This is a genomic window from Phycisphaeraceae bacterium, from assembly GCA_019636735.1.
Classification (GTDB): Bacteria; Planctomycetota; Phycisphaerae; order Phycisphaerales; family SM1A02; genus VGXK01.
Window position 1 is genome coordinate 23,915 of sequence record JAHBWY010000009.1, and the last position, 18,218, is coordinate 42,132.

An 18,218-nucleotide genomic window follows, 5' to 3' on the forward strand; every position below is an offset into this window, starting at 1 on the left:
GGGCGTCAGCGGGCGGCCGGTCTGGCGGGGCTCGCCCCCGCCAGTCTCCCCCGCTCACCCCTTGTTGGTCAGGCCGACGCTCCCGCTGCTGGCCCCGAAGGTGAAGCTGGACTGGGTGAACTGGGTGAGCACCGGCGAGCCGCTGCTGCTGGAGAAGCTCGACCCGCTCGACTTGCTGCCGCTGCTGCTCGAGCTGCTGCCGGAGGTCGAGCTCAGGATCGACGGCCCGAAGGTGTTGTGCGTCCACGCCCCGTCGGCGAGGAAGGTGTTGGTGCCGGGCACGCAGAGGGCGACGGTTCGGACGCGGCCCGCGATCCGCTCGATGGTGACGATCGGTTCCTCGGCGAGGCCGTCGGTCGCCGCGCCGGGCTGATGGGTGATGAGCACGTCACCCACACGCAGCAGTTCCGCGGCGCAGAAGCCCCATGCCTCCTGGCCCTCGTGCTCACGTCGGATCAGGAACGGGTGCTCGAACGTCGCCTTGATACGGCCGTTGACGAGGAAGAAGCCGTCGTGTTCGCCGAGCTGCACGCTGGCGAGGCGCGCGTTCTTGAGGCTCGCACCGGCGAGTCCCCAGGTCGACATCCATTCATACTGGCGGCCGAAGGGCACATCGGTCCTGAGGCCGGGGACAACGAGCGACGCAACGAGATCGCCAGACGCGAGCATCTCGATGGGCACACGGCGACCGTCGCCCATCGTGACGAGCGTGCCGTAGAGCAGGCAGTTGGACGAACCACCCGAGCTGCTCCCGCCCGGTCCTGTGCCACCGGGGCCAGTTCCGCCAGGGCCAGTTCCACCGGGGCCGGTCCCGCCGGGTCCCGTTCCACCCGGACCGGTTCCACCAGTCTCGGTTCCGCCGCCACCGCTGGTTCCGCCTCCACTCGAGCCGACGCCGCTGGAGCCGACACCACTCGATCCGCCAGTCTCCGAACTCGGCGGCGGATCGTCACTGCTCATCACGCTGCTGGCGGACTCGGTGCTCTCGGTCGGCTCGGACTCGCTGCTGCCTGGCCCACTGCCGGGGGGCTGCTGCGTGGTCGCCCAGACAGGGATGTAGAGGAAGTACTTCGTGCCGGGGGCGCTGCTCATGTCGTGTACCAGCCCTTCGTGTTGATCGACTTGCCGCACTCGGCGGCGGCCTTCTCGATCGCCTGCTCGAACGGGATGTGCGGGAAGGCGGTAAGCCCACTCTCTGGCGTGCAGTTGAGGACGTTGAAGCGGTGCTCCTTGAAGTGATCGCGCAGCGCCTCAAAGCGGCGGTTGAGCGAGTCGTAGAGCACGTTGTTGTGGCGAACCGCTTCGGCGCTCCGCGCCTCATCAAATGCGTAGCCCTGCGCGGGGGTCATCTTGAAGTCCGCGCCGACGAGGTAGACCGTGCGGAACCCGAGATAGTGCAGGAGGCGTAGCGCCACGAGCATCACCGAGCGCTTGCCTTTGATGCCGAGCGAGTCCTTCGTCGCCGTGTGGTTGCCCCAGCAGACGACGTCCTCGTCGAGGAAGCGGCGATGGTCGAAGTGCTCGCTGCGGCGGTAGAGCAGGACCGAGGGCATCTGCTTCACGCGGAACGCACTGGCCGCCATCGCGCCATTCGGCCTCTGAACGCGCAGCCGTTCGTTCCACGCCGACATCGGCACGAACTTCAGGATGCCCGGGTCCTTCCAGCCGGTGTCGATGAAGCGGCCGGCGGAGTCGACGCAGGTCCAGAGGTTCGGGCGATGGACCGCCCACGAGTTGTTGACCCCCATCGTCACGATGCCGCGGCGCGTGAGCTGGCTCAGGTCGTGCGTCGCCAGCGACGGACCCGAGAGCACGAGGAACGCATGCCGCCCGCGGTAGAAATCGCAGAGCGAGACGCTGTCGAAGTCGGTGGTGTAGAGCCGCAGGCCGTTCTTCGCTGGTCGGCGCACATGCAGCCCCGCCTGAAGCGCCGCGATGTCCGAATCGTGGTCACGCATGGAACACCCCCTCGATGTAGCCACCGCCCCCGGAACGGCCGCGCTCGATCTGGCCGACGCGTTCGATCCGCTCGAGCCACCACGCCCGCGGCCGCACCGTCGGATGGAGGTTCTCGCCGTGTGCGGTGATCCGGCTCGGTCGCGTCGACACCGAGAGCACGAAGGCCGCGCCGGGTCGGGCGACGCGCCGCATCTCGGCGAGCGCGGGGTCGACATCCTCCGGCAGCAGGTGCTCGATCGCATCGAAGCTCGTGACGACGTCGGCGATGCCCGCCGCCAGCGGAACCGCGTGCATCGGCGCGAGGATGTCGGCTCGGTCGTCGGCGAAGTCGATCCCGAGCCCGTCGGCACCCCGGCGTCGCAGCTCGTGGATGAAGTCGTTGCTGCCGCAGCCGAAGTCGACGACGAAGCGCGGCTGTCGCAGCAGCACCGACACGATCGCACGTCGACCGTGGTTGCTGCTGCCGTAACGGCCGCCGGTCCGCTGCCCGAGCGCGAGGTACTTCTGCCGCTCGGCCTCGCGGCGATCGTCGATGGTGGCAGGAGCACTCACTCGTAGAACTCCTGTGGGACGGTCATCTCCCGGAACTCGATGGGCGTCATCGCGTCGAAGACGAATCGCGTCTCGCCCTGCAAAGTGCGCTCCGCCCGCATCTCGACGACGACGCCCTTCGGCACGGGTCGGAGGTACGGCACAGCGGCCTTCGCGGGCGGGCAGTTCTTGAGCACGCCGGGCACGAGGCAGGCACCGGCGTTGGCGAAGCCGTCGATGCCCGCGTCCGGCTGCGCGTGGATGACCGACAGGTGCGCCTCGTAGCGGTTGAACGCGAGCTTGCTGGATGAACCAGACGACGACAGGGCATCGCTGCCCTCGGGTGGCGCGATGTACTGTGCGAAGGTGGCGCTTGCCGGATCGGCGTCGAGCCGGACCTCCTCCCAGGCGTAGAGCCAGCCGAAGGTGCGACCGTCGATGTCGAAGGCGTTCGTGAGCCGGGCCGGGAAGCGATCGCGGTTCGCGGGACCGATCTCGACGATGGCGAGCTTGGAACCGGTGCCGCCCCCGGAAGTCTCTTTCCACAGGATGCGGGCTGCGCCGGTGAAGCCACTCCTGAGGAACTGCGCATCCGCCTCGGTGTCGGCGTGGGTGTGCTCGGCGCTTCCGACGGAGATCACCGCGGGAGTGACCCCGCGCAGGACGGCCAGCCCGATGCGGCCCGCCGCGATGGGCTCGCGGGCGACGACGAAGCGGCCGACGAACTCGTCCGTCTCGGTGATCGCTGCGCCGATGATGGCGACCCGCCGCTTGAACTCGTCGGCGTTGCCTTCTCCCGAGGCGGGCGAGACGATCGGTCCGTTGATCCCGAGCACGCCGAAGCGCGGCAGGTCGTCGCCCGACTCGTTGCGGACCAGCACGAGCTGCTCGCCAAGGTTCGTTCGCAGCCGGTCGACCTGCGCATCGGCGTCGATGCGACGAGCCAGATGGGCCGCGTCGACGAAGGCGTTGTAGGCCGCAGCGGGGATGCGGAGCGGCTCGCCCGAGCGGACCTTCTTCAGCGCATCGGTCATGTCCCGATCCCCAGTGCGGCGAAGTTGCCAGCGTCGTAGACCCGCTCGACGTAGACCCCGATCGGGCGCTTGACGAGCATCTTCGCGCCGTCATCCTCGACATCCGCGTAGCGCACCCAGAGGTACTGCCAGCCGCCCTTGCTGATGCCGGTGATCGGGCCGACCGCGAGGCCGGTCATGTTCGGTGATCCTGCGAAGCGGTACGTGATCTCCCAATCGCCGCTGCCGCGCTTCGAGCCGGACGCACCGAGGAAGAGGCACTCGCCCGCAGCCAGTCCCTTGAACCCTGCGCTGTTGACCTTGCCCGTCAGGTTGAAGAGGGTGCCGCGATAGGCGAGCGTCACCGCACCGGACGGGAGGTAGTGCGTCTCGGAGAACTGGTAGACGGGCACGGTGATGTCGACGCCCTCGACGGCGTTCTCGTTGACGCCGATCGCGCCTTGGAAGTTGGGTGCGGTGACTCCCGGCGGTGCGTAGATGCCGACGGTCGCGCGCGAGTGCGTGATGTGCTGCGTGCCGCCGCCGGTCTCGAAAGCGAAGGTCGACTCGCCCGTCTGCGGCGGCTCGCTCGACTCGTTCGCGCCATAGCGGACGGTGCCCTCCCAGATGTCGTTGGCCAGCGGCTCGATCTGAATCGACTGGCGAGGCAGGCCGTCGTAGCCGATGGGCGAGGCGCTCGCCAGCTCGCTCTTGGCCGCCAGATCGCTGTTCGTGCCGAAGACGATGTACTTGAGCTCGACCGAGGCGTTCTGCCCGGCGGTCGAGACGCGGCTATCGAACTTCTCTGCGACGACGATCGGCACGGTCCGTGTGCTCCTGCTTTCTCGGCGGTCACTTCCGGGGGGTCGCTTCCGGGGATCAGCCGAAGGCGAGACCACCCGACTGCGCGGCATCCACCAGCCGCTTGGTGTTGCGGGCCGTCTGCTCGCTGGCCCGCGCGGTCCGTTCGGCGGTGCCGCCCGACGACGCCAGTCCCGCGACTGCCGCGCCGCTGAAGGTGCCGCGCACCTCGATCCCTTGGCCGATCCGCTCTCCGAGCGATCCGAGGCGATCCTCGAGGTCGGCCAAGAGGTCCGCGGGCGAGCGACGCGGCACATCCGTCCCGGTGTCCGCTTCCTCGCGCTTGCGCTTGGCCTCGGCGATCGCCTCGTCGAGCTTCCGTCGCGCTTCGGCAAGGGCACGCTCCGTCTCGGCGATGCGGGCGTCGTTGCCGCTCTTGAGCGCCGCCTGCGCTTCCTCGAACTGGCGGCCGATCTCGGACAGCGTCGCCTCGTTGAGCGAGGCTGCCGCGTCGCGCTCCCGCTGACGACGAGTCTCGCGTTCGGAGATGTCACGTTGAGCGCCGCGATCGATCTCGCCGAGCCGCGCTTCGAGCTGGTCGTCGACCAGCTTCTTGGCGGCGTCGACGTCGAGCGACGAGTCGAAGAGCCCCTGAATCTCGAGCATCCGCTTGGCGACGAAGCTCGTGGCTGTCTCCCACACCTTCTGGAAGCCGCTTGCGAAGCGGGTCCAGGTCTTGGAGAGGAAGGCGGTCGTCTCGATCCAGCCGACCTCGAGGGCGTGGAAGCCCATCTGCGCTGCGGCGATCGCCCCGAACCACATCTTCTGGGCGGTGGTCACGAAGAAGTCCCGCGCGCCAAGCCAGATGCGGCTGAGCGATGCGACGCCCTTCTGCCAGACGAGCTGCAGCGCGAGCCACAGGATCTGCGCGGCGAGCGGGATGTCGCCCGCCGCGAGTGCATCCGTGATCCCGCCGAGGACCTTGCTGGCGAAGTCGCGGAGCCGTCCGAACTGGTCACCCAGCCACGCGAGAGCGTCGCCGCCCGCGCCCGACCAGACGAGGAGCGCTGTCCCCAGTCCGGCGACGGCCGCGATCACCAGCCCGATCGGCGAGAGCAGCGCCGCGACGGCTGCACCGACGAAGCCGAGCGCCGTGCCGACACCCGCCACGACGGAGGCCAGCACGCCAAACGCCGCGCCGATGCCGCTGATCAGAAGTCCGAGGCCGATCAGTGCCACGCCCGCGGCGACGACGCCCGCCGCCACCTTTGCGGCGGTGACGATCAGTCCCTTGTTGTTCCGAATCCAATCGTTGACCGAGACGATCGCCTTGGCGATGCGGCCGGTGAGCTCGGTCACGACCGGCGCAAGCGCCGATCCGATGACGAAGACGCCTTGCTTGAGCACCCGCCAGAGGATGTTGAGCGTGTCGTTGAGGAGCGCAGCCTCGGCTGCCGTCTCGGTCGAGACAGTGAGTCCGAACTCGCGTGCCTGCTTCTGGAGCTCTTCGATGCCCGCCGCTCCGCCCTCGAGCAGCGGAATCAGCCGCGTGCCCGAGCGGCCGAGGAGCTGCATCGCCAGCGCCGTGCGCTTCGCCGGGTCGACCACCTGGCTCAATCGGTCGGCCACCAGCTTGAACTGCTGCTCCGGCGAGAGGCCGCGCAGAGCAGCGGCTGTGAGGTTCAGCTCGGCGAACGCGTCGGTGGCGGTGGACATCCCGCGTTCGGCGTCGCTGATCGACCGTTGCAGGATGCGGACGCCCGTCTCCAGCGTCTCGAGGTCCGCGCCGGACTGCTCCGCGGCGAACCCAAGCTCCGAGAGCGCCTCGACGCTGATACCGGTGCGAATGGCCATCTTGTCGAGTGCGTCGCCGGTGTTCGAGAAGACCTTCACGCTCGCAGCCAGCGGCGCGAGCACGCCACCGCCGAGTGCGGTGAGCCGCATGCCCACGGCGCGGACGCCTTCACCGAATGCCTTGAGCCTCTGCTGGGCGCGCCGCAGCCCGGCGGTCAGCTTGTCATTGACGCCGAGCTCGACGAACGCGCGACCGGCGCGGATACCGCGGGTGTTGGAGCCGCTTCCGGGGGGCATGTCACGACCCCCTCACGCTGTTGCGCCAGAGGGCGGGCAGCTTCGGCCGCTCGCGCTCGAGCGCAGGGGCCATGTAGGCGCGAGCGGCGATCTTCACGCGATGCTGGACGAGGCGGCCCTTCTGCCTTCGCAGGATCGTCGTCGTGCCTCCGAACTCGAGGACGTTCGGCGCGGTCGACCGCTTGAAGCCGACCGGTCCGACGACCACGGAATCGCTCCCGGCGTCGTAGCCGAAGAGAATCAGGCGTCGCAGGCTGCCTTCATGCGAGAACGGCGGGTTGCCCGGAGTGCTGGTTCCCTTGCGCGGGCGGATGCTGGTGCGGGCGGCCTGTCGGATGAAGGCGCCGCCCTTCGAGAGCGCCTGTCGCTTGGCGCGATCGACGGCCCGGATGACCTTGGGCCGGTCGAAGAACATGCTCGTGATCCGCATGTCGATCACGATGGCGTGCCTCCGTTGCCGTGACCGTTGCTGCCTGCGAGGACGCCGCCTTCCTTGAGGCCCTTGTTGAACGACGCCTCCTTCTCCTTGCGGAGTCGAGCCGCGCCGATGAAGAGGCCGACGAGCCCGGTCAGCGCGGGGAGCGCCGGTCCAACGATCGGCACGCCCGCCAGCGTCGGGCCGACCTCGTCGAGCGCTGCGAGCGTGAGCTGGTTCAGGAGGGCACGGACGTCGTTGCCGCGCTCAATGCTCGCCTTCCACTGCGCACCGACGCGCTGGGTGTTCTCGAACCACGCGCGGTACTCCGCCTCGGCATCGTTGAGCGACGTGCGTGCGGGAAGCCCCGTCGTCTGCTGGATCGCGTTGGGCGTCTTGACCTTGACGATGTCGCCGATGTCGAAGCCCGCGCAGGCCGCGAGGCCCAGCGAGATCATCACCAGCGCGAAGCCGTAGGCGAGGTGTCGGGTGGAGAGTGCGTTCATGACGTTGCCTCCTGCGGCGCTGCGGCGTTCCGCAGCGGATCGATGAACACGGTCTTGAGGACGCCGACGCCGACCCCCCGGAACTTGGACAAGGGCTCGGCCGACTTCGCCGCTGAGAACGGGTCGAAGTCCGAGGGCCGGAACGGCCGGGTCTTCTTGGGGTCGCGCTGCGTGTTGGCGATCAGCGCCATCACCGACGCGGTGCGGGACCACAACTCGCGCTGGCGGGCCTCGGCCATCACGAGGAGCTCCCGCAGGGTGAGGTTGCCGGGATCGACGCCGACGATTCCGGCGCACTGCCAGATGAGCCGGTCGGCACCCCCGGAAGCGCCCCCGGAGTTCCGCCCGGAAGTGCTTCGAGTTCTGCCGCCGCCTGCGCCAGCGCCCGATCCGCCGCCTCCTCGATCGCTCCGCTCTCCAGCCGCGCATCGATCAGGTCGCGGGCCTTCTCCATCACTCGCCGTGTCGTCGCCAGCACCTGCCCGAGGGCCCGGCGATCCCTCGGGCTCGGGGAGAAAGACACCAGTTCCTCCAAGAGCGCCTGCGTGGCATGGTCGATCGCGTCGCCCGCCATCGCACGACCGAACTCCTCGTCGGTCACCGAACGCTCGTCGGCCTGCGGCTTGCACACCGCGTAGAGGGCGTCCACCAGCAGGATGGGATCGCGGGAGAAGCGCTCGATGAACGATCCGTCGAGTCCCTCGAGCAGGTCGACGCCCGCGAGCGTCCGCGCCCGCTTGATCGCGGAGACGTTGACCTCGACGGTCCAGCTGCGTCCGGCGTTGTCGGTGAAGGTCTTCATCGGTCAGGAGTCCTCCAGTTGGGATCAGTCGAGCCATGTCGGAGCGCTCGCCGAGTAGGTGACCTTTGCGGACACCGAGACGGTGATGGCCTCCTCGAGGGCCTCGTTGCGGCTGAAGTTGGTGATCATGAAGTCGGCCTGCAGCCCCTCGCCCGACGGCGTCGCGTCGTCGAGCACCTGCAGTCCGATGACGGCGTTGGACAGGAACGCGTTCTTGATGGCGGTGAACCCGGCATCGCCGGTGTCCCACACCATCTCCCACTCGACGGTGGCTTCCTTGAGCGTGGCGACGGTCGCGCGCCAGCCGTTGTTGGCGCGCGTGGTCACGTCGGCCTCGCCCGCCTCGAGCGAGAGCGTCACGTCCTTGACGTTGGCCAGGAGCGTCCACGAACCGGCGCCTGCCTGTCCGCCGGTCTTGAAGTAGAGCTTGGCTTCCATGCCGAGTCGGATTGCCATCTGTGGTGCTCCTTCTGCTGCCGAGAGGGGGTTCCGGGAGTTCCGGGGGTCAGCGCGAACGCGAGTTGCCGACGATCGAGACGACGGTGCCTGCGCCGTTGGCGTAGACCCAGAGGTCGTTGAGGTTGACGCCCGAGAGACGGACCTGCACGTTGGTCGGGATCGAGGCGCGGGTGATGCCGCCGTCGGTCGAGACGTACGCCGTCCGCGACGCGGTGGTGTTGGTGAGCGCGATGTCGGCGATCAGCGCGACGTTCGAGACGCGCACCGGCGTCGCACTGACCGTCATGTCGAAGGCGATCGGGTTCGCGGTCATCGCAGCATCCTGTAGGTGACGGTGAGAATGCTGGTGAACTGCCGGTGCTGCTCGAGGTGCTCGCCGGCGACGACGGGCTCCTGCGCCACGCCGACCCACACCGCTTCGGGCGTGGTGGGCAGGCGCGCGAAGCGCATCCAGTCGGCGATCTCCTCGACGAGCCCAAGCAGCGCATCGATCTCGGCCTCGTCGGATGCCGGACTCGCGGGTGATGACGAGAGCCGCTTCTGCACGCCGATGTCGATCTGGGCGTCGACCTGGCTCGTCTGCCGCGACGCTCCGACGATCGCGAGCGACCGCGGCACGACGGAGACGCGGAGCGTTGCGAGTTCATCGAGCGCGTAGACGGGTTGGTAGCGTCGCACCGCGGTGAACGGCATCGAGAAGGTGCCCGCGTTCAGGCGGGCGGCGACGGCGTCGGCGATGTCGGTGATCGTGCTCATGGCTTGGCCCTCTGCGGCACGCCGCCGAGCGACCGTCCCTCGAGCCAGGAGATCCGCCGCTCGATCGACTGGTACTCGGCGCGGAGCGAGCGGGCCTCGACGATGAGTTCGTCGAGCCGCTTCTCCACGTGGTCGAGCTTGGTGGTGACGACGCCCCATTGGACGGTCATGGCGAGAACCGCGAGCGCGGCGGTGAGCAGCACGGCCGCCCATCGGTGCGTGCCGTTGCCGTTGGGCTTGACGGGTACTACGCCGTTGGCGGATGTGACGCTGGTCACGGCGTCACCCCCGTGCCCGGCGTCGTTCCCGGGTGACCGCCACCGAGCACCGCCTCGCTGCCGACATGCTTCGTGTGGATGCGCAGTGTCCGGCGGTACGGATCGCTGTAGCGGAACGGCGGCTCGGTTCCGGGTGCCATCACTTCGTAGACCGCCGTCGTGTCGCCATCGGGATCAAGCACGCGATCGCCAGCGAACGGCAATGTCTCGACGCCGCCAAGCACGAGGTCGGTACGCAGCACGAGGAAGTCCCGCGACTCGATCTTCTGGACGATGCCCATCCGATCGACTTGCTCGAAGAGCGTCCGGCCGATCGTGGCATCGACCGACGCGGACTGTCCGCCGCGCCGGTACTCGACGCGTCGCGTCATGTGCGCAGTGCGCTGCTGATCAAGCCAGGCGGAGCCTTGTTCGAGTATGTCGGGCATGGGGACGGCCTCCGGAGTTTGTGTCACTGCGACAGACGCACGCGCACCTTGGCGTCGGTGGTCGCGGCCGCGGCGACGGCCTTGCCGATCCGCTTGTTCGCGCCTCCGCCGTCGGCGGTCGTGGCGATGGAGTTGGTCGCGTCCCAGTGAACGAACGCGCCCGCGGTGATCGCGGTGCCCGCGCCGGTCGCCTTGGTGATGTCGAAGACGCCCGCGACCGCGAGCGCCCCGAGCGTGTTGGCCTTGATGTCGAGTTTGGCGATGCCGACGAGCTCGCCCTGCACGACCACCGCGCCGGCGGCGACATCAGTGCCGGGCGTGTAGTCGATCGAGCGGCCCTCATGGATGAACGTGGCGAGTGCCATGGGTCAGGTCTCCTGTCAGGTGAGCGGCAGCAGCCACCGCACCTTCGCGGGGGTGTTGGGGGGAAGCGTGATGCGATGGGTGAGGAACACCCAGTCGTCGGCGTCGGCCAGCACGGGGTTCGAGCCGGTGACGGAGAGCTTGAACTTGCCGCCGCCGGTTGACCCCATGCGCGGCACGAGCGGCGATCGCGCGACCGTCGTCGGCGGCTTGGACTTCCCCCACGCGCCGAGCAGCGTGCCGATCGACGCCCCGTCGACCGCGGGATCGCCGAGCAGCATCCCCAGGTCGGCCGCGTCGACGGTGCCGTCGAGGTTGAGGTCGCCGGGATGGGCGACGACAAGCGTCACGGAGTCGACCGCGATGTCACCGGCGACTTCCGGCGGGATCTCGGCTTCGACGCCGAGCACGCTCGTGCGCGTCGCCTTGGCGAGCGCGAGCCGCCCAATCGACTGGACGATCCGGGGTCGCTCGCCTCCCTCGGGAAGCGCCGGGTACTCGATGAGGACGTCGAGCGCCGCGGGCGACTGCTTGACGACGATGTTGGGCTGGACGGAGACGATCATGGGAGTCGGGGTCCTTGCTGCTGGTTCAGGAATGCGGGGCTCACGCCTCGCCCTTGACCTTGACGGCCGCGCGGCGGTCCTGCATGGCAACGCCAAAGTCGAAGTAGCCGCGCCACTGCATGCCCAGCGTGTTGAAGTTGGTCTCGCCGCTCTCGATGGTCGGGACGCGACGACCGCGCAGGTACGCGATCTCGATCGCCGCGACGTCGGCGGGGTTGGCGAACAGGTACCACGCCTTCGCACTGCCGCCCGGGATGCCCTGCGCGTTGAGGTACGGGCTGGCGACGGGCTTCCACTTGCCCGCGTGCGGGTTGTTGGCGGGCTTGGGCTTGTCGGCCGAGGTCGTCTCGTTGACCCGCGTCTCGGTCATGAGCTGCTGCGCGGTGACCTTGAGCGCCGTCGGCACCAGCAGCACGGACGGCGAGATCAGGATCGGCTTGCCGTCCGAGTCCGTCTGGTCCATGAACGTCTGCTCGGCCTTGGTGAGCGCATCGATCGACAGCGCCGTGTCCACGCCCGAGATGAAGTTCTTGTTGCCGACGGAGAAGAACGTCCCCGGGTTGGCGAGCAGGAGCTCGAAGACCGCCTCCTCGCGCTTCAGCGCCGACATACGGCCGATGATGCGCGGGATCTGGAGGAAGGCTCCGAGGTCGTCGTTGATGATCATCTGCCGCGTGAGCGCGAAGATCCGGCCGAAGGTCTCGACGCGATTGGTGTACGACTCCTCGCTGAGGGTGGCATGCTTCAGCTCGCCGTCGGCACCGACCTTCTCGAAGACGCCGTTGCCGGTGAGCCGGTAGCGCGTGACCTCCTTGAAGTCGGCCACGTCCGCCTCGCCGCAGAACATCGCGACGACGCTGTCGACCGCTTGGTACGCCGCGAGCATCGCCTTGTTGGCGACGTTCGAGAGGATGCCTGAGAGGCTGATCGTGCTGAAGCCGCCGCCCGAGGCGCGGATCGCTCGCTCGGCGCGTTCCTGGGCGCGCAGCTGCCGATCGGCCTCGAAGGCGGTCAGGATGAAGTCGTTGTCGACGTGCGTGGTGCGCGAGGAGCCGCCGATGGCTTCGATCGCGTACCCGAGCGCCGTGTGTACGCCCGCGCCTTGAAGGCGACCGGCGACGGCCGCGTTCATGGTGCGCTGGTCGTACCACTTGCCGACTTCGGCTTCGGGGATGCCCGCGGAGAGGCAGAGCGCCGCCTCGACGACGCGGGCCGTGGTTCCGGCATCGCCGTCGCGGCGCACCCCGCCAGTCGCGAGGGCAGGGCGCTCGGCGCGGAGCAGTTCGAGCTCGGTGCGCGTCGCATCCCAGCCGTCGGCGATCGCCTTGGCTTCGAGCTCGGCGTGGCGGCTGCCACCGCTCGCAGCGCACAGCCGACGGATCGCGGCGATACGCGCCGACTCGGCGGCGGCCTCGGCCCGCATCTGCGCGGCGACGGTCGCGGGGTCGGTGTCGTCCGGGTCTTCGGTCGCGGGCTCGGTGCCCGTCGCCGACTCGCTGGCGAAGAGCGCCTCAAGGCTTGCGCGCTGGGCGTCGTTGAGGTCCGCGTCGGCGAATCCCTTCGCCTCCAGCCACTGTTCGAAGGTCATGGTGTTGGTCTCCTGAGCGGCAGCGCGTCCGGGGCGCGCCGCTGCGATCTGTGCGGTCGTGTCGTCGTCGGCCCCGAGCGCAACGAAGCTGACCTCGCCGAGGACCGACTCGCGTGCGATGTGAAGTGGCCCGGCGAACTCGCGGCCGTTGACCCGGGCGGTGCGTCCCTTGGCGACGAACTCGACGCGCTGGGCCACCGCGCCGAGCGACGCCTGCCACGGGAATCCGTTGAGGCTCGACTCGACGATCTCCCGCGCCACGGGACCAGCGCCGCTGACGACGCCGGTCACCTGAAGCTGCGAGTTCTGAACGCCGATCGAGTCGGTGTGGCCGACGATCAATGAGCGGTTGTGGTCCTTGAGGATCGGACGGCTCTTGGCCGCGACGCGCATCCCCGCGAGGTCAACGACCACCGGATGCGGCCAGCCCGCGAGCGTCATCGCGCCGCCGGTGTAGGCGGTCATGCTGAAGCGGCGCAGCGACGGTCGGTCCCCGGCGGCGTGCGCGTCGGACGCCTCGATGGCGTTCCAGTCGGTGACGGGCGCGCAGAGGTGCAGCACCCGCGGCTTCTCAGTCACCGTCGGCATCGTCGTCCTCCGTCACGTTCGCGGGTTCAGTTTCCTGCGACGGGCCAGCGGCTGCAGAAGGCAGCCCGAGCTCAGCCATCAGCGCGAGTTCCTTCGCGCGCTGCCGCAGCTCCGTCTCCCAGTCGCGTCCCTGCTTGGCGTACTCGTTGGCGAGCGTCGTGGTGTGGCTCGCCAGGCGCGTTGCCTGCGCCGTCGCCTCCTTCGCCGGGTCGACGTGCTCATGCCCATCCCAGAACCACTGGCGCGCAAGGCCGCCGGACTCGCCGCGGGCGACGAGCGTGCGGATCGGAAGCGGCAGGAGATCGGAGACGAGCACCGCCTCGCGGAGCCAGGCCGCGAGGATGCGGTCGAGCACGACGCACGCGATGTGCTCCTGCTCGACGCGGATCGACTTGAAGTACGTCTGGTGGTCGAGGCGACCCGAGGCGTAGTTGTAGCCCGACGAGTTGCCCGCCGCGACGTTGAATGGCATGTTCAGGCAGCGGGCGATCTCGTTGAGAAGCTCGCGCTTGAACTCGGCGTAGGTCGTCGACGGCTGCTCCGCCTGGACCTGCGCCATCTTCCAGCCGCCCGGCATCGTCAGCAGCGACCGCGCCTCGAGCTCGATCGAGTCCATCGGCTCGACGCTCTCGGCCTCGCCGTTGGCGGGCGTGTCGGTGTAGAGGATGCCCGCGAAGTCGGCGGCTGTTTCCGCAGCGCCGAGCACCGCCAGCGTGTAGCGGCGGAGCTGCGCGAAAAGCGGCAGCGCCGGCGTGATGTCGGGGATGCCCCGCGACTGGCCCGCGCGGTCGACACGGAAGAAGTGGATCACCGCCTCGGCGGGCACGCGGTCGTACTCGAAGCCGAGCATCGCGCTGCCGGTGCCGCCGGGGTGTTCCTTGAGGACGTGGTACTCGATGGGGTTGCCGAACTCGTCGAAGACGAGGCCGTCGACGCTGCCCTCAAGCAGCGTCATGAGATCGGGCGTCGTGACCTGATCGGCCTCGACCAACCGCACATCGAGCTTGATCGCTGTCGGCAGACGAGGGTTGTCGGTCAGGACGAGGAAGGCCTCGCCGTCCTGAGCCCGAGCCATCCGCATCGTGCGGAGCTTCTCGGGCAGGCGGATCGCCTTGGCCCAGCGCGTGAACTCACGCTCGATGCGCTGGTTGGCTTCGGCGCTGTCGGTCAAGAGCTGGAGCCGAGGGCCGGTGCCGATGACGTCGTTGGCGAGCGTCAGGACGATGCCACGCGCGTAGGAGTTGTTGGCGACCTCATAGCGGGCACGGTTGCGGAGCGTGCGGCGCACCTCGGGCGATGCGGCTGCATCGGCGCTCAGGCCGTCGGCGTTGGCCCAGTGGCGGCGGTTGTGGTCGTTGGTGACCGCCGAGTCGAATCCGGCGCGGACAACGCGGACCACCCGGCCGCCCTTGGTCGGCGCGATCTGCCGCGGCGCAGCGTCGGTCTTCGGCTTGCGCGTGAAGAAACCGAGCACCTCAGCCGCCCTCCGCGCCAGGGGGAATCAGCCGGGTGAATCGGAGCGCCTTGGCAGGCTTCTTCGCCGCGTCCTTGCTCGCGAGGTAGCGGTCCGCCTCGATCTGGTCCTTCAGCGCGTGCTGCTGGACGCTGCCCGAGTCGCCTTGGACGCGCGCGGGACCGGCGGCGTTGTCGCGGATGGCTTGATCGAGGTCGTTCGTCGGCACGGCGAGGTCGCTCCGTGCGGCTGCCGGGATGGCGAAGCCGCTACGGGTGACCTATGCCGCCGCCGACGGTGGTGCGCGTGGCAATACCGGCGCAGGGCGAATCTGTTACACCGGTAGACGTCCAGGCCCCTCTTCGCCTGAAGGAACGAGAGGCGTCGAGCTCGGGGCCGTTGGCAGAGGTTCGTAGCTCACACTTTGGGCAACCGCGTCGCCGACGAAGACGCCTCCGCGACCTGCGATCATCTGCCGCCACACGGCGTATCCCTGCAGAATCGCACGCTCCCACTCGCGCGGAGACCGGTCTCGAACCTCGAATGGGCGCGTCATCAGTGCGATTGAACGCAGCACTTCGTAGTCGACACTCGTGGTGCTCTCAAAGAAGGAATAGTCCATGGCGTGAGCGAACACGAGCGCTGAGATCGCTTCCTCAGTCACCGCGGCCCTTGCGCCGTCCTCGACCTCTTCGAGCGGGAGGTTCGACTTCCGCTTGACATAGAGCAGCGACTTGCTCCGGACGACCGGAGACCAGCCAAGCAGAGTTGCGTTGGTGAGATGGAACACGTCGTGGTAGCGATAGCCATCCTCAACATGCGAATTGTCCGTCAGCGGGTCGCCGAGCACCCTTCCATCGCAGGTCATCTGCAGCTTCGTCACGCCATTGACGAGGACGTCACGAAACTCGACACGGATCGTGGTGGGCAGGCGCTCACCATCTGGATACGCCGCGTCGTAGCGGCTGTGCAGCGGAAACAGGCCAGCGCCCTGCCCGTCCTCTTGCGGCCAGCGCTGCCGCAACTTGCCGAGATTCTCCTCGGCGATCTCTTGGAGATCGAGTCCGGCCTTCTGCGCGATGTTGGCCAGATACCAAAGGATGTCGCCAATCTCCTCGGACACCTGATCGGTGAACGGCTTGTACCGTTCGCCCTCGCGGAGGAACTTCTTGTACTCCGAGAGAAGTGACCCCGCCTCACCGGCAAGCCCCAAGAGCGGCACCATAATCGCCTTGAGGTCCTGGCCTACGGCGAGATCCGTAGTGGCAGCCTCTCGCTGGTAGTCTCTGAAAGAGAGCGTCGGGCTCATGCCGTGCCTCCTGCTCGCCCCTCGGTCCCGGTTGGAGACGTGGGCAGCGATTGAATGAGCGGAGCGAGGTTGCGCTTCGACACATCGCCGAGCTCTGGCCTTGCCACGAAACAGTTGAAGCGGGCCATTGGTGTGCCGGTCTGATGGGCGACGAAGCAGCCAAGGTGACAGAGGCCAAGGTAGTTGCCGTAACCTCGGTCGAAGAGGAACTGTGTCGGGTAATACGCGTTCAAGGCGAACCGTCCATCCGGCTCGTAGGTCACGCTCACCTGCTGCAGGCATGGGAACCCTCGCCGCGTCTGCCGGCTGTGGTCCTTGGCAGGATCAAAGCACGCGATTTGCAGAGCCGACTGGCGCGGGCGACGGCCTCCCACGCGCATGAGGTCGATCACGAACTGGAGCTGGTTCACGGTCTGCGTTGATCCGTCGCGCGCTGTGCCGGTGAAGGCCATCATCCGTTCGAAGTAAGTGCCGAGTCGATTCCTCTGGTTCAATCGCTTCATTCGGGGCAGCAGTCGATCGACGCACTCGGTCGAGAACTCGGCGCATGGCGGGCGACCCCGGCGCGCCCACCGGGCATAAGGGAATATCGTGAGAGCCGAGATCTGAACAGACATCTTGCCAAGCCGAGCAAGTTCCCGATCAACGGCCACACGGATTGCGGCATCCTCATCGGGGACCTCACCCTCGAAGCCGGCAACCGAAAGCATCAAGGGATCGGACCGCTTGCGCGGTCGTCGGTAGACTTCGCGAAGCGCCGCTGCCCATGCAAGCGAGATGTTCGATGATTGGATCACGCTCTCGGCCATCATCCTTCCGGGTCATCGAGGTAGCGGTACTTCAACTGCCCCACGAAGCCGTGGCGTGCGACGCGCGCGCGAACCTGACGCCCCCCGATTGTTGGGCGGAATTCACCCGGCCGTTCGGCCCGTAAGAAGGTGTACTCGGCGCTCGAGGGGCCGTTGATCATGCCGCCGCCCGAGATGTCGAGACCCATCGGCACTCCGAGGAGATCGCCGACCTCCAAATCTACCGGAACTGAGGGCCATGCCCGCCCGACGATCGTGAGTGGCGGCGCGCTCGGATCGCCCGACAGCTCACCACGGATCTGCTTCGGCGATGAACGTAGGAGTGCGGTCGTTGATGCCGCGCTGATCAGTTCAAGTCCGTACTGGAGATGCCGCACAAGCGTTGTGAATCCAACGCCGAGCTCTCCTGCAATGACGAAGAGCTGCGATGGGCTCGCGGAGTGGACGCTACAGTCGTGGCTTGCGAAGCGAGCGAGTACGGCTGGCCGAGGCATCAGCAGGCTCGTGGCAAAGGTGTCGGCGGCCATTTCCTCTGCGGAACGATCTCGTTGACCGGAGCGAGGATCGAGGTATTCGGCTACGTGCGTGCCATGCCCGAGTTGAGAGTGTCCAAGCTCGTGTGCGCAGGAGTAGCGGATGCGCGGCAGGGGACGATGCCTGCTCGAAGGAAGCAGGATCAGTGGGTGTGGATCTCGAGCAAACATGCCCTCCAGAGATGGGGCGTCCTGGAAACGGACCTCTACGCCCAGCGCGATCGCAACGTCGAAGATGTTCACGGACTCCTCGCGCGCGATCCCGAGCGCTCGACGCGTTGCGAATGCGCTTCGCATGGCTTCGCGCGCGGCCGCGATATGTGGGCTCACCGAGCATCCTCCGGGCGTGAACGCAGGACCTTGATGAGTTGTAGAATCGTGTCCAGATCCTCACTCCGAAGACGGCTCAGATGCCTTGCTGCAAGCTCGACACGTGGATCGAGTGCCTCGTCGGTAACCGAGTCGCCCTTGATGATCCAAGCTTCTTTCACACCGTAGATCTCGGCAAGGCGATTGACTTCGTCGGGCCGTATCGTCCGCTGCCCGGACTCGATCTGCGAGATCGTTGGCCGATGAAGGTCGAGCATGCGTGCTACCTGCCCCTGCGATAGTCCGGCCTGTTCGCGTGCCCATCTGAGTCGTTGTCCAACGGCGTCAGGCTGCGTGTGGGCGAGGCTCATCTTGACACCTCCTTCGGAAGGCACGCTTCGATCGCCGCGATCAGCTCTCCGACTCGTCGCCCTCGGCGACCACTCTCGTGCACCACGGGGTTGAAGTCGTGCGGGAAGTCGAAGTCGAATGCCTCGCACAGATCGAGAACAAGGTCGAGGCCCTCATCACTCGCCATGCCGAGATCGGCATGCAGATTGGTCGTGTCCGAGAGCGTCACGCCTTCGCGCCCGGTACTTCGCAGGAAGGCTTCGAGGGTGCTGATGACTCTCTGTCTGCACTCAGGGTCGGTTGCCATTGG

At 67.8% G+C, this 18,218-nt stretch carries 25 protein-coding genes; all 25 read right to left on the reverse strand.

Annotated features, from left to right (window positions below):
• Nucleotides 1–54 precede the first annotated feature (54 nt).
• The 25 genes from KF724_12070 to KF724_12190 all read right to left on the reverse strand — a co-directional run bounded on the left by KF724_12070 (nt 55) and on the right by KF724_12190 (nt 18,215).
• Nucleotides 55–1,092: a hypothetical protein gene (locus tag KF724_12070; GenBank protein MBX3356422.1), complete on the reverse strand. Its 1,038-nt coding sequence runs from the start codon at nt 1,090–1,092 to the stop codon at nt 55–57.
• Entirely contained in the window at nt 1,089–1,958 is an 870-nt protein-coding gene (locus KF724_12075; GenBank protein MBX3356423.1) for a hypothetical protein, read from the reverse strand. Before KF724_12075 ends, KF724_12070 begins: the two co-directional genes overlap by 4 nt.
• Entirely contained in the window at nt 1,951–2,511 is a 561-nt protein-coding gene (locus KF724_12080) for a class I SAM-dependent methyltransferase (protein ID MBX3356424.1), read from the reverse strand. Before KF724_12080 ends, KF724_12075 begins: the two co-directional genes overlap by 8 nt.
• Nucleotides 2,508–3,524: a hypothetical protein gene (locus KF724_12085; GenBank protein ID MBX3356425.1), complete on the reverse strand. Its 1,017-nt coding sequence runs from the start codon at nt 3,522–3,524 to the stop codon at nt 2,508–2,510. The genes KF724_12080 and KF724_12085 overlap by 4 nt, the downstream gene beginning before the upstream one ends.
• A complete protein-coding gene (locus tag KF724_12090; GenBank protein ID MBX3356426.1) occupies nt 3,521–4,327 on the reverse strand; it encodes a hypothetical protein in 807 nt (268 codons plus the stop codon). Before KF724_12090 ends, KF724_12085 begins: the two co-directional genes overlap by 4 nt.
• A gap of 55 nt (nt 4,328–4,382) precedes the next feature.
• Nucleotides 4,383–6,395: a hypothetical protein gene (locus tag KF724_12095; protein ID MBX3356427.1), complete on the reverse strand. Its 2,013-nt coding sequence runs from the start codon at nt 6,393–6,395 to the stop codon at nt 4,383–4,385.
• A 1-nt stretch (nt 6,396) separates the two neighbouring features.
• Entirely contained in the window at nt 6,397–6,810 is a 414-nt protein-coding gene (locus tag KF724_12100) for a hypothetical protein (protein ID MBX3356428.1), read from the reverse strand.
• Nucleotides 6,811–6,830: 20 nt separating this feature from the next.
• Nucleotides 6,831–7,316, reverse strand: coding sequence for a hypothetical protein (locus KF724_12105; protein ID MBX3356429.1), 486 nt, complete (start codon nt 7,314–7,316; stop codon nt 6,831–6,833).
• Nucleotides 7,313–7,555: a hypothetical protein gene (locus KF724_12110; protein MBX3356430.1), complete on the reverse strand. Its 243-nt coding sequence runs from the start codon at nt 7,553–7,555 to the stop codon at nt 7,313–7,315. The genes KF724_12105 and KF724_12110 overlap by 4 nt, the downstream gene beginning before the upstream one ends.
• The gene (locus KF724_12115) at nt 7,555–8,118 is read right to left on the reverse strand and encodes a hypothetical protein (protein ID MBX3356431.1); all 564 of its coding nucleotides are present in this window, start codon (nt 8,116–8,118) and stop codon (nt 7,555–7,557) included. Before KF724_12115 ends, KF724_12110 begins: the two co-directional genes overlap by 1 nt.
• A 24-nt stretch (nt 8,119–8,142) precedes the next feature.
• Nucleotides 8,143–8,574 (reverse strand): hypothetical protein, encoded by a 432-nt coding sequence (locus KF724_12120; GenBank protein ID MBX3356432.1) that lies wholly within the window; start codon nt 8,572–8,574, stop codon nt 8,143–8,145.
• 49 nt (nt 8,575–8,623) lie between these two features.
• A complete protein-coding gene (locus tag KF724_12125) occupies nt 8,624–8,890 on the reverse strand; it encodes a hypothetical protein (protein MBX3356433.1) in 267 nt (88 codons plus the stop codon).
• Entirely contained in the window at nt 8,887–9,333 is a 447-nt protein-coding gene (locus KF724_12130; GenBank protein MBX3356434.1) for a hypothetical protein, read from the reverse strand. The genes KF724_12125 and KF724_12130 overlap by 4 nt, the downstream gene beginning before the upstream one ends.
• Nucleotides 9,330–9,611, reverse strand: coding sequence for a hypothetical protein (locus KF724_12135; GenBank protein ID MBX3356435.1), 282 nt, complete (start codon nt 9,609–9,611; stop codon nt 9,330–9,332). Before KF724_12135 ends, KF724_12130 begins: the two co-directional genes overlap by 4 nt.
• Nucleotides 9,608–10,039 (reverse strand): hypothetical protein, encoded by a 432-nt coding sequence (locus KF724_12140; protein MBX3356436.1) that lies wholly within the window; start codon nt 10,037–10,039, stop codon nt 9,608–9,610. The genes KF724_12135 and KF724_12140 overlap by 4 nt, the downstream gene beginning before the upstream one ends.
• Before the next feature lie 23 nt (nt 10,040–10,062).
• A complete protein-coding gene (locus tag KF724_12145; GenBank protein MBX3356437.1) occupies nt 10,063–10,404 on the reverse strand; it encodes a DUF2190 family protein in 342 nt (113 codons plus the stop codon).
• A 15-nt stretch (nt 10,405–10,419) separates the two neighbouring features.
• A complete protein-coding gene (locus tag KF724_12150; GenBank protein ID MBX3356438.1) occupies nt 10,420–10,968 on the reverse strand; it encodes a hypothetical protein in 549 nt (182 codons plus the stop codon).
• A gap of 40 nt (nt 10,969–11,008) precedes the next feature.
• On the reverse strand, nt 11,009–13,144 hold the full coding sequence (locus KF724_12155; GenBank protein ID MBX3356439.1) for a Mu-like prophage major head subunit gpT family protein: 2,136 nt from the start codon (nt 13,142–13,144) through the stop codon (nt 11,009–11,011).
• Nucleotides 13,128–14,618, reverse strand: coding sequence for a phage portal protein (locus tag KF724_12160; GenBank protein MBX3356440.1), 1,491 nt, complete (start codon nt 14,616–14,618; stop codon nt 13,128–13,130). The genes KF724_12155 and KF724_12160 overlap by 17 nt, the downstream gene beginning before the upstream one ends.
• 1 nt (nt 14,619) lies before the next feature.
• The gene (locus KF724_12165; protein MBX3356441.1) at nt 14,620–14,826 is read right to left on the reverse strand and encodes a hypothetical protein; all 207 of its coding nucleotides are present in this window, start codon (nt 14,824–14,826) and stop codon (nt 14,620–14,622) included.
• 105 nt (nt 14,827–14,931) lie between these two features.
• Nucleotides 14,932–15,906 carry a nucleoside triphosphate pyrophosphohydrolase family protein gene (locus KF724_12170; GenBank protein ID MBX3356442.1) on the reverse strand — a complete coding sequence of 325 codons (975 nt, stop codon included), beginning with the start codon at nt 15,904–15,906 and terminating at the stop codon, nt 14,932–14,934.
• A complete protein-coding gene (locus KF724_12175) occupies nt 15,903–16,616 on the reverse strand; it encodes a hypothetical protein (GenBank protein ID MBX3356443.1) in 714 nt (237 codons plus the stop codon). Before KF724_12175 ends, KF724_12170 begins: the two co-directional genes overlap by 4 nt.
• Before the next feature lie 98 nt (nt 16,617–16,714).
• Nucleotides 16,715–17,578, reverse strand: coding sequence for an ImmA/IrrE family metallo-endopeptidase (locus tag KF724_12180; GenBank protein ID MBX3356444.1), 864 nt, complete (start codon nt 17,576–17,578; stop codon nt 16,715–16,717).
• A complete protein-coding gene (locus KF724_12185) occupies nt 17,575–17,928 on the reverse strand; it encodes a helix-turn-helix transcriptional regulator (GenBank protein ID MBX3356445.1) in 354 nt (117 codons plus the stop codon). The genes KF724_12180 and KF724_12185 overlap by 4 nt, the downstream gene beginning before the upstream one ends.
• Nucleotides 17,925–18,215: a hypothetical protein gene (locus KF724_12190; protein MBX3356446.1), complete on the reverse strand. Its 291-nt coding sequence runs from the start codon at nt 18,213–18,215 to the stop codon at nt 17,925–17,927. The genes KF724_12185 and KF724_12190 overlap by 4 nt, the downstream gene beginning before the upstream one ends.
• Nucleotides 18,216–18,218 lie beyond the last annotated feature (3 nt).